The organism is Roseateles albus (genome assembly GCF_028595345.1).
Taxonomy (GTDB): domain Bacteria; phylum Pseudomonadota; class Gammaproteobacteria; order Burkholderiales; family Burkholderiaceae_C; genus Paucibacter_A; species Paucibacter_A albus.
In genome coordinates this window covers 150,672-165,272 of the sequence record NZ_JAQQXT010000005.1, presented here as the reverse complement: position 1 = coordinate 165,272, position 14,601 = coordinate 150,672, and the positions used below count along the sequence as shown (strand labels likewise).

Sequence of the window (14,601 nt, the reverse complement as noted above, 5' to 3'; positions counted from 1 at the left end):
GCAGACCTCAGCTCATGCCCACTGGATTCTTTCTGCTGCTTGCGGCGCAGTTCGCTTCAGCTCTGGCCGACAACGCCCTGCTGATCGTCATCATTGCCCGGCTGGTGGAGCTGGATCTGCCCGGCTGGTGGGCGCCGATGCTGAAGTTCGGCTTCACGATCTCCTATGTCGTGCTGGCCCCCTTTGTCGGCCCCCTGGCAGACGCCATACCGAAGGCGCGCTTGATGGCCTGGATGAACGGGGTCAAGCTGCTGGGCATCTTCGGGCTGGCGCTAGGCCTGCATCCGTTCGCCGCCTTTGCCATCGTCGGCTTCGGAGCCAGCGCCTATGCACCGGCCAAATATGGTCTGGTCACCGAACTGGTCGGCCCACAACGATTGGTGCAAGCGAATGGTTGGTTGGAAGTCAGCGTGGTCTGCGCAGCGCTGTTCGGCACGGTGCTGGGTGGCTTGCTGGTCAGCCCCTGGTTGCTCGGCTTGAGCGGCTTCGGCGCGGCGCAACAAGCGCTGCAAGCCTTGGATTGGCTCACACCCAGCCGGCTGAGCCTGTCCATCCTCTTGTTGATGCTGGTTTACGGTCTGGCGGCGGCACTCAATCTGGGCGTGCCCGACAGCGGCGCTCGCTATCCCGCTTGCGGCCTGCACCCCCGGCGCCTGTGCGCAGATTTTTGGCAATCCAATCGGCGGCTATGGGCCGACGCCGATGGCGGCCTCTCCCTCGCGGTCACCACGCTGTTTTGGGGCGTTGGTGCGACGCTGCAATTTGCCGTCTTGCGCTGGGCGGCCGATGTCTTGCACCTGCCCTTGTCTCAGGCGGCCTATTTGCAAGCGGCGGTGGCGGTCGGTGTGATTGCCGGCGCGGCCATCGCCGGGCGCTGGGTGCCCTTGCACGCGGCCAAACGGATGCTGGTGTTCGGCGTGCTCTTGGGATTGTTCATCCCGGCCATTGCCAGCGCCGACTCGCTGCTGGTCGCCATTCCCTTGCTCGCCTTGGTCGGCGCGGTCGGCGGCTTGATGGTGGTGCCACTGAACGCGCTGCTGCAGCACCGGGGCTACAAGCTGCTCAGCGCCGGCCGCTCGATCGCCGTACAAGGCTTCAACGAGAACGCCAGCGTGCTGGTGATGCTGGCGGTCTATGCCAGCCTTTTGGCGTTGGATGTGTCGATCGTCGGCCTGATGTGGGGCTTTGGTCTTTGCATCGCCAGCTTGATGGGCTTGCTGATCTGGCGGGCTCGCCGCCAGACCGAGATCAAACCATGCGCTGTTTAGGCGCCACGATAGGCGAACGATAGGGCTCCTCGCCCCGGTGAATCACCGAGTCGAGCACGCCCTCGAAGCGCGCCACGATGCTGCTCCAATCCAGCGCTTGAGCCGTCACCGCTGCTGCCTCGCCCATGCGCCGGCGGCCCGCTGCATCGCCGGCCAAGTCGACGGCGGCCTGTACAAAGCCGGCCGCGTCGTCAATCTCCACCACCTGGCCATTGACACCGCTGCGGATCAGCTGCGCGGCGGCGGCGTAATTAAAGGCCAGCACGGCCAAACCGCTGGCCATCGCTTCGGTCGTGACGTTGCCGAAAGTTTCGGTCAGGCTGGGGAACAAGAACAGATCACCGCTGGCGTAATGAGCGGCCAGATCTTCACCCTTGCGCTGCCCCGCAAATATTGCGTTAGGCAGCTGCTGCTGCAACTCAGCCTGCTGCGGGCCGCTGCCCACGATCACCAATTTAGCGCGTGGATCGTTTTTGCTGATGGCCTCGAAAGCGGCCATCAACGCCGGCAAGTTTTTCTCCGGTGCAATCCGGCCCACATACACCACCACCAAATCGTCGGGTGCCGCGCCCCATTGCTCGCGCAAGGCCTGGCTGCGCCGCAGCGGCGAAAACTGCTGAACATCCACACCGCGCGACACCACGCTGAGCTTTTTGAAACCACCCGCTTCGAGATCACGGCGCAACGCCTCGGTCGGCACCATGGTCGCCTGCGTGCGGTTATGGAACTTGCGCAAATAAGCCATGATGGGCTTGTAGAGCCAGCCGATGCCGTAATGCCGGCTGTAGGCGTGAAAGTTGGTGCGGAAGTCCGAGCACACCGGCAACTTCAGATGCGTGGCAGCCTGCAGGGCCGACCAGCCTAACGCCCCCTCGGTGGCGATATGCACCACGTCCGGGCGGTGCAGCGACCAGAGCTGTACCAAGGCCTTCTTGGACGGCAAACCCATGCGCAGATTCGGATAGCGCGGAATTGGCAGGCCGCGCATCAAGACCTCATGAAAACGCACGCCGGTTTCGGCCGCATCGCTGGCATCCTGACGTGGCCGTATCAGCTGCACATCGTGATTGCGCGCATGCAAGCCTTCGACGACGCGGGCAATCGTCATCGCCACCCCATTGACCTCGGGCGGGTAAGTCTCGGTCACGAACGCAATCCGCAAGGAGCGCTGCGCCGCCGGATAGTTATCCACCAGGATGCCGTTGGAGCTTGCGGTCGTAACGTTTTTCATGTGCGCATGGTGCACGGCGCGCATAACAGTTCGATGACAGATACAAAAGATTACGGCGCCGCATCGTCACGGAATTTTCACGCAGCGAAGTCACCATTGCGCTCGCAGCATGCCGGCCCATCCCGGGCGGCGGCTCTTGCAAATGACGAACGAGGACGCGCGCGTGAACGACAAGCCTTTTCTTCAAACTCTTGCCCACACTTTGCGAGTGCAGCGCTGGGACGACCACCGCTACTACCACCACAGCCGCATCAATCAAAGCCTGCACTTGCTGAGCGCGATCTTCTTTCTGATCTCGTATGCGATGCTGTTCTTCAACCCGGCAATGGCCGCGCTACTGGCCTGGTGTGTGTCGATGACCAGCCGCCAAGCCGGGCATTTCTTCTTCGAGCCGCGCGGCTATGACCATATCAATCAGGCCACCGATGAGCACAAGGAAGAAATCAAGATCGGCTACAACATCCAGCGCAAAATCGTGCTGCTGGCGATCTGGGTCGCTATTCCCGCTGCGCTGTGGTTGCAGCCTTCGCTGTTTGGCCTGATCCAGCCGGCCACCGATGTGCAGGGCTGGCTGCATGACGTGGGCATCGCCTGGTTGGCGCTAGGCGCGGCGGGTTTGATCTTCCGCGTTTTGCAGCTGTGGATTCAGCAAGACCTGATGACCGGCGTGGCCTGGATGACCAAGATCCTGACCGACCCCTTCCACGACATCATGCTGTATCACAAGGCGCCGCTGTATCTGCTGCGCGGCGAGTTGATCGACCCGATGAACCATGTTGCGCATGACCTGAATGCGAAACACGGTTAAATAACGCTTTAGGATTTGCTGCCGCCAGCCCACCAGTGGCTCAGCATTTCCTTCAGCAGGCCGCGCTTGATGGCCTTATTCGTCAGCGCGGCATCTGCCTCCCACCAGCCCTCGGCCCGCATTGTTTGAGCCGCCTTGACGAAGCGCTGCGTGACTTGATCGAAGTCCGCATCGCTGTAGTTGAGGCTGAAGATCAGGCGCCCGGTACCGACCCAACTCAAGGCCAAACCCTGCTCGCGCAGATAGAACTGCAGCATCCAGTTGTAGCGCGAGGGCTCGGTGTAGTACACCGTCCAGATTGACTGCATATGAGCAACCCGCACCGGCAGACCGGCGCTCTGCAGCGCCGCATTGAAGCGTTCGGCGCGTGCGTTCCAGCGCTCATCCAGGCCCGCATAGACATCCTTGATGGCCGGACTCTCCAGCCTATCCAAAAACACCTTCATAGCACCCATCACATAGGGGTGCGAGTTGAAAGTGCCACGAGCGAAGCAGATATCGGCCGGACGCTCTTCGCGAAAGCGCTTCATCAACGCACGTTTGCCACAGACCACGCCGACCGGCAAGCCGCCGCCCAGGGTCTTGCCGTAGGTCACCATGTCGGCGCGCACGCCAAAGTATTCCTGCGCGCCGCCCGGTGCGAGCCGGAAACCCAGGAACACCTCGTCGAAGATCAGCACAATGCCACGCTCGCTGCAGACCTGACGCAGCGCCTTCAGCCAAGCGGTATAGGCCGCACGGTCGTAGCCGGCGCGCCGGGCACTGTCGAGCAGCTGCGAGTCACCCGGCGCGCCCTTGTTCGGATGCAGCGCCTGCAGCGGATTGATCAAGACGCAGGCGATGTCCTTGCGGGTGCGCAGCACTTGCAGGCTGCGCTCGTCCAACTCCTGCAGCGTGTAGGTTTCGCGCGGGGGCAGCGGGTTTCCGATGCCGGGCTGCACATCCTCCCACCAGCCGTGATAAGCGCCGCAAAAGCGCACCAGGTGCTTGCGCTTGGTGTGATAACGCGCCAAGCGCACGGCCTGCATCACCGCCTCGGTGCCCGACATATGGAAGGACACTTCGTCCAGCCCCGAGATGCTTTTCAGGCGATCGACGTTGTCGGCCACGCAGGGGTGGTAAGCACCCAGCACCGGCCCAAGCTGGTGCGTCAAAGCGATGCCCTCGTCCACGCAGTCGCGGTAGAAGTCGTAGCCGAAGACATTGACGCCGTAACTGCCCGTCAGATCGTAAAAGCGGTTGCCATCCAAATCCACCACCTCAACGCCCGACGAGGCTTGCAAGAAGCTGCCGGTCTTCAGATGCTCACGCAGATACGGGCTGTATTGAAACGGCACCCGGTAGCTGCCGGTGAATTGCAGATCGGAAATCCCCTCGCGGGCGCGCGCCGTCATCGCGATGCTCTTGGCATAGCGCTGCGCAAAGGTCTCGCTCAGCCGCTTGAAACCAATGCGGCGGCGGTTCACGACCTGTTCGGGCGCGGCGTCGGAATTGAAGAAACGCACTTCGTCATAGGTATAGCCGGGAATCCAGCCGGCCAGGCGCTTGGCCATGCGAGAGTGGCCGGCAAGCGAGCGGTGCTTGGCGCGCGACAGCTCCAGCCGCCGCTTGGCGCGGGGCAGCGTCCAGGCCAAGGCCGCCAGGGCCAAGGCGGAAAGCGCAAAAGTCGATGTTTGTTCCATGACGCAATCAGAAGAAGTCCAGTCCCTCTATCTAATCAGCGCTGCTTGACAGCCTCGTGAATATGACAATTTCCCTGCGAAAGATGCTCCAACAGGAGGATCTGAACTTCTTGCTCACCAACCGGATTCCGCGCATCGCCCTGACCCGGCTGATGGGCAAATTCAGCCAAATCCGCCATCCGCTGCTGGCCCGCGCTTCGATCGCGGTCTGGCGCCTGTTCACCGATCTCGATCTGAGTGACGCCAAGAAACAAAAGTTCGACAGCCTGCATGACTGCTTCACGCGTGAATTGGTGGCGGGCGCACGCCAGGTCGACATGAGCGCCGAGGTGCTGAGCAGCCCCTGCGACGCCATCGTCGGCGCTTGCGGCTCAGTCGAAGGGCGCCAGATCTTTCAGGCCAAGGGCTTCCCGTACTCGATGCAAGACCTGTTCGGGCCGACGCAAGATACGTCCGCATTCCAAGACGGCATGTTTGTCACGCTGCGCCTGACCTCGGCGATGTACCACCGCTTCCATGCGCCGCAAGACTGCACGGTCGAGCATGTGACACACATCGCCGGCGACACCTGGAACGTCAACCCGATCGCGCTCAAGCGGGTCGAGCGCCTGTTCTGCCGCAATGAGCGTGCGGTGCTGAGATCAAAGCTGAAGACCGGCGAGCCGATCGCGATTGTGCCGGTGGCGGCGATCCTGGTGGCCAGCCTGCGCTTGCATTTCCTCGACCTGCTGCTGCATGTCGACTACCGGGGCGCCAACGAATTACCCTGCCAGGCCAGTTTCAAAAAGGGCGAAGAGATGGGCTGGTTCCAGCACGGCTCGACCATCATCGTGTTCGCGCCCAAGGGCTTCAGCTTGAGTCCTGGGATAGCAAACGGCGCCAGAATTCAAATGGGGCAGGCTTTGATGCATTTGCCCCAGCCCAGCTGATTCAGCGCTGGAGCAATGGCCGCCGCAACAGCAGCGCGACCACGCCCGCCCCCAACAAAGCCAGGCTACCGGGCTCCGGCACCGAGACGGGTGGCTGAGCGTCGCAGCCGGCCACGCAGTAGAGGCTGCCGAGTTGCCCTTGCAACTCGGCGTCGGCCGACTCGTAGCGAAAGCTGTTGAAAGAAAAATTGGCCAGGGTCAGGCCACCAAGCGGCAAGGCGTCACTGCCGAAGATGCTGGCCGAGGTATCAACCAGGCTGAGCGAGAACAGCTCGCTGCCACTGCCGTTCAGGGCCAAAGCACCCCATTGATCGATGCCCTGCAAGTCATTGCTGACCAGCATATTGAAGCCATAGTCGAGCAACACCGCCGGGCCGTCGTCGAAACTGACGCTCATGCCCCAGGGCGCGCCGGCATGCGCATAGGCGGCGGTGCTGGCGTCGGCAATGGCGTCGATGGCGGCGCTGTCGAAGCTGAAGCTGCCGGTGAGCTGCCGCCAGCCGCGCTCGGCCGTGTCGCTGGCCACCACGCCGCTGAACTCATAGGTGATCGCTGAGGCTTTCGCTTGGCCCGAGACGGCCAGGCAGCCCAATATGAGTAGGCTTGGCAGCGAAGGCAGGTACTTGAAATTCATGGTGCGCTTTCGGTGTTGGTGTTGGGCTTGAATGAGCGGGCAGGCAGGCTGAGGCGGCTGCTGCATCACTCGGCGGGAAACAGTCCCGGTGGATCGGGCTCGACGGTGCGATATGGCGGGCTTGCCAGGGATGGTGCAGCGCCTGCAGGCTCGGGCGCTAGGCGGCCCAATGGGTGGCCCAATAGGTGGCCCAATATCCAGACGCGGCAATGTTGGTTCGAGCATTGCGTCGCGTAGCTGGCCTGGCTTTGCAGCAGCAAGGCCCAGGCCAGCTGCGGGTCGCGGCCACGCCAGCGCAAGCTGAGCGGGCGTGCCTCGTTCAACAAGGCCAGCTCACCCAGCAACTCGGTGCCTGTCTGTGCGGCCAAGGCTCTGGCCAGCTCGGCCACCCTTGCGGCCTGGGCCTCGATCACCAACTCTTGCCCGTCCCACCGGATGGATGGCCCGGTGGCGGCGGCTAGGCTTGACCCCGCCCCTGCCACTGTCGGCTCGGGCGCAGGCGCCACCACTGGTAATGCTTGTGGGGCAATGCTTGGCACCGTCGGCCGGGCTGCTGCCGAGTTCAGGCACAGCCAGACGCAGATCAGCAGCAAGGAGACCCAGGCCCAAGCCTGCACCGGCATGCGCTTGTCGGCCGATTTGGCGGCTACCCGCCGCAACCCCTGGGGAGCCGACAGGTTCAAGTCAAAGGTCTTGGCCATGCTCATGGGCTCCGCTTAGTTGCTGCGCCTGAGTTCAGAATGGCGTGCCGCCATCCATATTGCCGCCCATCGACAGCCCGCCGATGCGGTTCGTGCCGTTGAGCTGCACGTTCACCCCGCGCAACACGCCATTTCTCACCCCGGCAAATCGGTTCCCGTAGGCAAAACTGTCCAGCAAAGAAACGACCTGCGAGTTCAAATCAAAGCCGTCCCCACCGTTGTTATTGGCTTGGCTGCGCTCAATAAGGCCGTTGGAGACCCTCATGCCGTTTTCGCCATTGAGCGTCGCAATAAGCCCACTGGCGCGCAGGTGCGGGCCTTTGGATGCGTTAGAAGCCAGCCCATATCTCAGGTTGCGGGTCAGCAGCAGGTCTGCCAGTACGACACCCCCCTGGGTGCCGTTTCCAAGGTAAACCAAGTCAATACCAAACTCGAAGCCGGAGACCGTGCCATTGCGAATGGTCACGGCGTCAGCCACCACGCGGACCCCGATCGGGCTGCCCACAGTGCCGGTGCAAGTGACCACCTTGGTGCTGTCATTGCGGATGCAATCGCCCGTGCCCATGATGCCGAAGCCGTTCAAATCCAGCGTCACGTTTTTGCCGGTGATCTCAATGCCATTCAAGCCCGCCGGCACCTGCAAATTGCTCTTCAGCACATAGTGGCCGGGTTGGCTCAGGGTGATGGGGTAGCCCGGTGCATCGCCCGGCAGCGAGTTGCCGGCCAAAGCCTTGTTGTGGTCGAGCGTGGCTTGGGCCATCGCGCTGCCGCCAGCGGCCAGCAAAGTGGCGGTGATCATCAGGGTCTTCAAAGTGTTGAGGTTTTTCATGGTCAAGGTTCTCCGTCAGGTTGTTTACAAAGGTGAAGGGGTCAGGGATTGAGTCTGCCGTCGGGGTCAATTCGGCTCATTGCATCCGGCGGCGGCAATGCACGCCGATCAGCGCGAGGCCCGCGAGCAAAAGCGCATAGCTCGCCGGCTCGGGGACGGGTGCCATGGCCGTCAGCACGCCGCCGTCTTGCAATGCGAAGGTCTGGCCGCCCAGGTAGGCGTTGTCGCCCAGGCTGGCGTCGTAATAGATATTGAAGCCGTTGCCGGTGATATTGCTGACCGCATTGCCGGTCAGCGCCACACCCGTGACGCGGCCCACATAAAGCGCAGCCCCGCTGCTCGCATTGCCATCGGCCAAGGCCAGATTCGCGCCGCCGGCAAGTGCCAACTCACCCCAGCTGAAATTGTTCTGGGCCCCTGCTGCGCTGAAGCCCAATTCCTCGCCGGCCAGCAGCATGGTCTTGCTGCCCGGGCCAGCAAACACCAGGCTGGCCGCGCCGGTCTGCCACTGCGAGGCCTGTGCGCTGTGGTTGATGAAGTTGCCGCTGAAGATGAAGCTGTCGCCGGCCTCTCCAACCAGGAAACCTTGCTCATTGACGATCAGGTCGGTGAAGTGGTTCTCGGACGGATCGCTGATATAGGCGCCGTTGTTGGTGAGCGTGCCCTCAAAGACGACCTTGCCTTTGATCGTGCGAATGGTGCCGTTGTTCACCAAGTCACCGGTGATCAAGGTTTGGTTGTTGCGCACCAGGAAGTCTGCGCCCGCTTCATTGCTGACGTTGCCGACGATATTGGTCGGGCCATAAAAGTCCACATTGCCGAGATTGCGAAGGTCGCCGCTGAGCGTGCCGAAGCCGGTGACCGTGCCGCCGGCAAAGTTGCTGAGCTTCGGTGTCGCCAGCGTGCCTCCTTGCAGCTTGACGACCTTGCCGGACTGGTTGCCGAGGTTGGCATCAAAGACGACCGCTCCGGCGGAGTTCACGTCGATATTGCCGTTGTTGCTGACGCTGGCGGCGTTGACGAACAGGTTGCTGCCGACGCCGTTGCGCAGCTTGCCGCTGTTGACGAAACTGGCGCTGGCCAGGGTCAGGTCACCACCCTTGGATTGCAGGGTGCCGGCGTTATTGACGGTGGCCAGGATGCTACCCTGGCCCGAGATGGTGCCAACGCCATGGTTGTACAGCGTGCCGCTGCCGATGATGCTGTGGTCTGCCACCAGGCTGCGCGTGACCGTCATCGTGCCGGCGTTGGTGAAGGTAGCGTCGAGCTGCGTGAGCGAGCTGCTGCCGAGCTTGATATTGGCCGAGGTGCTGCCGTCCTTGCTGACCAAGAGCTTGCCGTTTTGGTTGATCACGCCGCCGGTCATGCTGCCGCCGTCGAAGATCAGTTGGCCCTTGGCATTGATGTTCAGGCTGGCCGTGTTCAACAAGCCGCCGCTGAGGGTGTAAGTGCCGGCCGCCGCGCCGCCGAGTTGCGTTGTGCCGGACACCACAAAGCTGCCGCCTGTTTGGGCAAAGCTGCCCTTGCCGGCCGCGCCAATGCTGGCATTGGTCGCACTCAGCACACCCCCGGACAAATTGACGCGGCCATCGCCGCCATCTGCCTGGCCGACGATGAGCGCCGTCGTCTGGTGGGAGCCCGCGCTTTGCTCGAAAGTGCCTATGGTCTTGTCGCCGACGATGGTGCGGTTGCTGCTGAGGCTGCCCCCTTGAAGCTTGTAGAAGCCGTTGGCGATGCCGGAGAGCGCGAGGTCGCCGGTGATGGTGTGGGTGCCGCCCGACTGATTGAAGCTGGCCCCGGCGCCCGTGTTCGAGCCCACGCCGACGGCAGCGCTGTTGAGGACGCCGGTGCCGGACAAGTAGTACGCAGCGCTGGGTCCGAACACCGACAGCGTGTTGGTGACCGTGACGCTGCCGGCACCGTGCAGGAAGCTGCCAGCATCCGAGATTAGCAACTTGTCCCCCGCGAAGCTGCTGCTGCCGGCAATCTTGTAGGTGCCGCCGCCATTGATCATGGTCTGGCTGCCACCCGACACGGTGCCTCCATTCTGATTGAAGAGGCCATCAGATGACACAGTGATACCGCTGCCAGTCACCACCTTGCCGGTGCCCGAAAGCAGATATTGCGAGCCGGCGCCCACACCAATGCCGTACTGATTGGTGTGGATGCCGCTGCTTTGGGCGAACTGGCCCTTGTAGGTGTCGCTGCCTTGCAAAAACCCGAGCGAGAGGAAGTTGGTATTGAGCGTGCTGCTGCCGGACATCGAGTAGCTTGCAAGGACATCGCTGCTCAGAAATATATTGTTCGCGTTATTGACGCCGCCGGTTTGCGTGAAACTCATGCTGCCGAGGTTGCGCATGTCCAGCAGCTCGGTATTGAGCGTTCCGCCTGCCAGGGTGTACTGGCTTTTGGCATTCACGTTGGCGGTGTTGCCTATCATCCTCAGGCGGGTTGCGGTAGTGACCACGCCAGCTGACTGCGTGATGCTCGCACTGCCCGCAGCGGTGGCCACGAGGTCGACATAGTCGCTGCTGAAGTTCGAGGCCGCGCTGTTGATATTGAGCGTCATGTTCCCGCTGGAGGAGGCCTTGATCTCGGTGAAGCCGTAGACCTTGCCGGGATTGAAGCCGAAGGTGACCGTGCGGGCAGCCGACGTGGCGTTGTCGAGGTAGGCAGAGTCACCGGTGTCCGGCGCCGTCGTGACGACGCCTGCCTTGGTCTTCCAGCAATTGGCGGTATTCCAGGCCACGGTGTTGGCGCAAGCCCAATATTTTTCAGCCGCCTGCGCGGCCGGTGCGGCTAAGCCCAGCAGGGCGGCACTGGCCACCAGGGCCAGCGGGTGGAGCTTGAAAGGAGCGGCAATGCGGTTCGACATGATGAATTCCTTGAAGTGGAGATAGGGGTACAAAGAGTGATGGGGTCAGGGCTTGAGCCTGCCGTCGGGGCCGGTCTGCCGCAGCAGCGCCATCAACTGGCGCGCCGAGCCAAACTCGAACTGCCGCCCGCTGACCACATGCTCCAAGCGGCCGGTCAATTCACCGGCGGTCGTGCTTTCAGCCAGCTTCAGGACAAACACCTTTTCAATAGGCAGTGGTCCGTGTTCGGGCTTGTTGTTGTGGGTGGTGGAAGGCATGGATCACAGTGTCTGCAGCCCTGCCACCCAAGTCCTCAACTGCGGGTTAGCGTTTGGTTAGCGTTGCGTGTTAATAGGGGGGCAGGTCGAACAATTCGCCTGCTAAAGTGCCCCGCATGCATGCCCAAGAGCCCTCACCACAGCGCCTGAACTTCGGGCCATTTGAGATCGACTTGCACGCGCAACGCCTGTTGCGAGAGCAGCAGCCGGTGGCGCTGAGGCCCCGCTACTTCGATGTGCTGGTGTTTTTGGCCAAGAGCGGCGGAAAGCTGGTCACCAAGGACGAATTGCTGGACGCCGTTTGGGGCCATCGCCATGTCAGCGATTCGGTGCTCAAGGTCGCCATCAATGCTTTGCGAGTGGCGCTGGACGAAGATGCCAAGGCGCCGCGCCATCTGGAAACCGTGTCGCGCCGGGGCTACCGTCTGATGGGGGTCAACGATGCGCGGCCCACGGCGGGCGGGCAGGCAGCAAAGGTGGCTGCCCCGGCACCGGCCAGCAATCCAAGCCCCAGCCTCGGCAATCTGCCCGCGCCCCAAGCCGGGCTGATCGGCCGCGACGCCGAACTGACTCAGTTGCAGGATATGTTCGCTAGCCAGCGCTTGATCACCCTGCACGGGCCTGCCGGCGTGGGCAAGACCCGCCTGGCCCTGAGTGCCGCCCAACATGCCGCGCCGGCCGACGGCGTCTGGCTGATTCGGCTTGACGCGCTGGCCGACGCCGAGCCCCTGCTGGCCACGGTGGCGCGCACCCTGAACCTGGGTGCCAGCACCCAAACCAGCGCCGATACCCTGGCGCGCGCGCTGGCGCCGCTGTCCATGCGCCTGCTGCTGGACAACGCCGAACACCTGGTTCAAGCGGTGGCCGAATTGGCCACGGCCCTGCTGAACCATGCGCCGCGCCTGCAGTTGCTGGTGACCAGCCAATTGCCGCTGCGCGTCAGCGGCGAAACCGTTGTGGCCGTGGCGCCCTTGGCCGTTCCAAGCGATGCCAGCGAAGGCCTGGACAACAGCGACGCCGCGGCCGTACAGCTGCTGCGCCAACGCGCCCAGCAGCATGACGCCGCCCTGCCCTGGACGCCGGCCGCCGCCGCCTCGGCGGGCGCGATTGCCCGCATGCTCGACGGCCTGCCCTTGGCCTTGGAGTTGGCCGCCGCGCGCGTGCCGCTCTTGGGTTGGGCCGGCGTACATGCCCGGCTCGATGAGCGCTTTGCCCTGCTGACCCGAGGCGAGCGCGGCGCGCCCGAGCGCCACCGCACGCTGCGCGCTGCGCTGGCTTGGTCCTGCGCTTTGCTGCAGCCCACCGAGTTGCGACTGCTGCAGCGTTTATCGGTGATTGCCGGCAGTTTCAGCCTGGACGCCGCCGCAGCCGTACTGGGCACCCCCGTGGATGCCGACCTGCTGGACGCACTCGACGGCCTGCGCGAGCACGCGTTGCTCAGCAGCAGCGAGAGTGGGAATGCGCCCCGCTGGCGGCTCTATGACAGCGTGCGCAGCTATGCCGCCGAAGGTCTGCAGGCCAGTGATGAAGAGACCGCGGCGATGAGCGCTATGAGCGGTTTGGTCAACCATTTGATTGCCTTGTTTGAGCGGGCCGATTTGGAACTGTTTGAAACCTTCCTGCGCCCCTGGTTGGCGCAACTGAAGCTTGAGGACGACAGCTTGCGCGCCGCGCTGCAAGCCGCCTTGCAGCAACCCGCCCTGCAGTTGCAGGGCGTCGCGCTGTTTTCGGCCAGTGCCAACTACCGAGCCAGAGCCGGTCACAAGCGCGAATTGCAGCAAGACCACGCGTTGGTGTCCGCCCTGCCCCGTGATCACTGGCCGGCGCGGCTGCAAGCCCGTTTTGATTTGGCGCAAAGCCATCTCGGCGTGATGGCCCAAGTGATCTCGCCGGCCTTGGCCCTTGATAGCGCGCGCCGTGCCCAGCAAGCCTTTCGAGAGCTCGGTGAAGTCCCCGCGCTTTACGTCGCGCTTGACCGCGAAACCGGCTGCTTGATGCGCCAGCAAGCACCGCTGGAGCAACGCGTGGATGCCATAGCCCGCATGCGGGCACTTGAGCCCGAAGCCTGGGGGCCAAGGCAGCGCCGCTTTCGCGCCTGGCACGACTTGATGCTGCTGCGGGATATGGGCAATGACAGCCTCTATGAAGACCGCATCACCAGCTACCTGGCCAGCTCACGCGCCCAGGGGGATGACTATGGGGCCTGGAACTCCGCGCAACTATTGGCCCAACTCAAGAGCAGCCAAGGTGATCTGGCGGCCGCCACCCAACTGCTCGACTTGGCTGTGACCGAAATGCGCAGCACCGGCCAGTTGCTACAGAACAAACCGGTGCTGGCCCAATGGGCTTTTTTGCGCATCGCTCAAGACGCCGAGCCCGCTACCGTGCAATTGCTGCGCGAGGCCGTGGCGGCGCTGCAGGCCGAGGCGATGCTCTGGTGGATGGCCGACGCGCTGGCCTGGCTGCCCGCCCATCAAGGCCGTTGGCACGATGCGCTGCGCTTGCAAACCTGGGCCGACGGCCTGGTGGCGCAGCGCGGCGACAAACGCGGCCCGATGTTCAAGGCCTTGCGAGAGCGTATGCAAGCGCAGTTCCAGACTCACGCAGCGGGCCTGCTGGGCGCGGCGTTACAAGAAGCGTCCGGGCTTGATGAAACTGCCGCCATGGCGCTGTGCTTTGGCCCGACGGAATTGAGCGTTATCCAGTAGGCCCGAGCGGCCACGGCCGACTTGAGGGATTTCTCAACGCTGGGCAAAAGCCAGCCGCAAGGCCAGGCCAATAAAGACCGTACCGGCCAGCCAATTCAGGCCGCGCTGGGCACTGGTCGAGCGCTTCAGCACGCGGCTGACGGCACCGGCAAAGTAGGTGATGGAGCCAAACGAGATCAGCGTCGCAACGATGAAGATCAAGCCCAGCTGCGCGATTTGCCAGGCCACTGCACCCTGCTGTGCGTTGACGAATTGCGGCAACAGAGCCAGAAAGAAGAACACCACCTTGGGGTTGGTCAAATTCATCACCACGCCGCGCCCATACATTTTCCATGGGCTCATGCTGACTTGGTCTTGCTCTGCCAGCGGCCCGACCGGTGCACGCAAGACCTGATAGGCCAAGTAGGCCAAATACGCCGCGCCCGCCAGTTTCAACACAATGAAGGCGGTGGCCGAGGCGGCAAACACCGCAGCCAGCCCCAAGGCGATCGCCAGCGTGTGCACCATCAAGCCGGTGCACAAACCCAGCACCACATAAAAGCCAGCACGCCGTCCATGGGTGGCCGACTGCATCAGCACGAAGACGTTGTCGGGCCCCGGCGTGTAGCCCAAGAGCAGGGCCAGGGTGAAGAAGGTCAGCGCGGTTTGGAGGGTCAGCATGGAAGGCTCAGGGCACAA

12 protein-coding genes are annotated in these 14,601 nt (G+C 63.1%); 4 read left to right on the top strand and 8 right to left on the bottom strand.

What is annotated here, in order from left to right:
- The first annotated feature begins 14 nt into the window (after positions 1–14).
- Positions 15–1,268, top strand: a complete 1,254-nt coding sequence (gene lplT, locus PRZ03_RS10135; RefSeq protein WP_273600204.1) for a lysophospholipid transporter LplT — start codon at positions 15–17, stop codon at positions 1,266–1,268.
- On the opposite strand, the gene PRZ03_RS10130 is transcribed toward lplT, so the two are convergent.
- Complete coding sequence (locus PRZ03_RS10130; protein ID WP_273600203.1) at positions 1,249–2,499, bottom strand: glycosyltransferase family 4 protein; 1,251 nt, start codon at positions 2,497–2,499, stop codon at positions 1,249–1,251. The two genes, lplT and PRZ03_RS10130, sit on opposite strands and share 20 nt — an antisense overlap.
- A gap of 109 nt (positions 2,500–2,608) precedes the next feature.
- Here PRZ03_RS10130 and PRZ03_RS10125 point away from each other — a divergent pair, with 109 nt between their 5' ends.
- Complete coding sequence (locus PRZ03_RS10125; protein ID WP_263559121.1) at positions 2,609–3,307, top strand: hypothetical protein; 699 nt, start codon at positions 2,609–2,611, stop codon at positions 3,305–3,307.
- A gap of 8 nt (positions 3,308–3,315) precedes the next feature.
- Here PRZ03_RS10125 and PRZ03_RS10120 read toward each other — a convergent pair whose 3' ends face one another.
- The gene (locus tag PRZ03_RS10120) at positions 3,316–4,989 is read right to left on the bottom strand and encodes an aminotransferase class III-fold pyridoxal phosphate-dependent enzyme (protein ID WP_273600202.1); all 1,674 of its coding nucleotides are present in this window, start codon (positions 4,987–4,989) and stop codon (positions 3,316–3,318) included.
- A gap of 83 nt (positions 4,990–5,072) precedes the next feature.
- Between PRZ03_RS10120 and asd the strand changes: the two genes are divergently transcribed.
- The gene (gene asd, locus PRZ03_RS10115; protein WP_273600201.1) at positions 5,073–5,918 is read left to right on the top strand and encodes an archaetidylserine decarboxylase; all 846 of its coding nucleotides are present in this window, start codon (positions 5,073–5,075) and stop codon (positions 5,916–5,918) included.
- A 1-nt stretch (position 5,919) separates the two neighbouring features.
- Here asd and PRZ03_RS10110 read toward each other — a convergent pair whose 3' ends face one another.
- From PRZ03_RS10110 to PRZ03_RS10090, 5 genes are all read right to left on the bottom strand, one after another.
- Complete coding sequence (locus tag PRZ03_RS10110; RefSeq protein WP_273600200.1) at positions 5,920–6,552, bottom strand: PEP-CTERM sorting domain-containing protein; 633 nt, start codon at positions 6,550–6,552, stop codon at positions 5,920–5,922.
- Between the two features lie 65 nt (positions 6,553–6,617).
- The gene (locus PRZ03_RS10105; protein ID WP_273600199.1) at positions 6,618–7,253 is read right to left on the bottom strand and encodes a hypothetical protein; all 636 of its coding nucleotides are present in this window, start codon (positions 7,251–7,253) and stop codon (positions 6,618–6,620) included.
- A 34-nt stretch (positions 7,254–7,287) separates the two neighbouring features.
- Positions 7,288–8,082: a hypothetical protein gene (locus PRZ03_RS10100; RefSeq protein ID WP_273600198.1), complete on the bottom strand. Its 795-nt coding sequence runs from the start codon at positions 8,080–8,082 to the stop codon at positions 7,288–7,290.
- A gap of 76 nt (positions 8,083–8,158) precedes the next feature.
- A complete protein-coding gene (locus PRZ03_RS10095; protein ID WP_263534625.1) occupies positions 8,159–10,957 on the bottom strand; it encodes a beta strand repeat-containing protein in 2,799 nt (932 codons plus the stop codon).
- A 45-nt stretch (positions 10,958–11,002) separates the two neighbouring features.
- Positions 11,003–11,215 carry a hypothetical protein gene (locus tag PRZ03_RS10090; protein ID WP_263534626.1) on the bottom strand — a complete coding sequence of 71 codons (213 nt, stop codon included), beginning with the start codon at positions 11,213–11,215 and terminating at the stop codon, positions 11,003–11,005.
- A 116-nt stretch (positions 11,216–11,331) separates the two neighbouring features.
- On the opposite strand from PRZ03_RS10090, the gene PRZ03_RS10085 reads away from it, so the two are divergent.
- Positions 11,332–13,923 carry an ATP-binding protein gene (locus tag PRZ03_RS10085; RefSeq protein ID WP_273600197.1) on the top strand — a complete coding sequence of 864 codons (2,592 nt, stop codon included), beginning with the start codon at positions 11,332–11,334 and terminating at the stop codon, positions 13,921–13,923.
- 33 nt (positions 13,924–13,956) lie between these two features.
- Here PRZ03_RS10085 and PRZ03_RS10080 read toward each other — a convergent pair whose 3' ends face one another.
- Positions 13,957–14,583 (bottom strand): LysE family translocator, encoded by a 627-nt coding sequence (locus tag PRZ03_RS10080; RefSeq protein ID WP_273600196.1) that lies wholly within the window; start codon positions 14,581–14,583, stop codon positions 13,957–13,959.
- Positions 14,584–14,601 lie beyond the last annotated feature (18 nt).

What these genes read in the sequence shown, in the direction of transcription:
- PRZ03_RS10130 (WP_273600203.1), bottom strand. Translation starts at nt 2,499, where the DNA reads ATGAAAAACGTTACGACCGCAAGCTCCAACGGCATCCTGGTGGATAAC.
- PRZ03_RS10100 (WP_273600198.1), bottom strand. Translation starts at nt 8,082, where the DNA reads ATGAAAAACCTCAACACTTTGAAGACCCTGATGATCACCGCCACTTTG.
- PRZ03_RS10095 (WP_263534625.1), bottom strand. Translation starts at nt 10,957, where the DNA reads ATGTCGAACCGCATTGCCGCTCCTTTCAAGCTCCACCCGCTGGCCCTG.
- asd (WP_273600201.1), top strand. Translation starts at nt 5,073, where the DNA reads ATGCTCCAACAGGAGGATCTGAACTTCTTGCTCACCAACCGGATTCCG.
- PRZ03_RS10080 (WP_273600196.1), bottom strand. Translation starts at nt 14,583, where the DNA reads ATGCTGACCCTCCAAACCGCGCTGACCTTCTTCACCCTGGCCCTGCTC.
- lplT (WP_273600204.1), top strand. Translation starts at nt 15, where the DNA reads ATGCCCACTGGATTCTTTCTGCTGCTTGCGGCGCAGTTCGCTTCAGCT.
- PRZ03_RS10085 (WP_273600197.1), top strand. Translation starts at nt 11,332, where the DNA reads ATGCATGCCCAAGAGCCCTCACCACAGCGCCTGAACTTCGGGCCATTT.
- PRZ03_RS10120 (WP_273600202.1), bottom strand. Translation starts at nt 4,989, where the DNA reads ATGGAACAAACATCGACTTTTGCGCTTTCCGCCTTGGCCCTGGCGGCC.
- PRZ03_RS10125 (WP_263559121.1), top strand. Translation starts at nt 2,609, where the DNA reads ATGCCGGCCCATCCCGGGCGGCGGCTCTTGCAAATGACGAACGAGGAC.
- PRZ03_RS10105 (WP_273600199.1), bottom strand. Translation starts at nt 7,253, where the DNA reads ATGGCCAAGACCTTTGACTTGAACCTGTCGGCTCCCCAGGGGTTGCGG.
- PRZ03_RS10090 (WP_263534626.1), bottom strand. Translation starts at nt 11,215, where the DNA reads ATGCCTTCCACCACCCACAACAACAAGCCCGAACACGGACCACTGCCT.
- PRZ03_RS10110 (WP_273600200.1), bottom strand. Translation starts at nt 6,552, where the DNA reads ATGAATTTCAAGTACCTGCCTTCGCTGCCAAGCCTACTCATATTGGGC.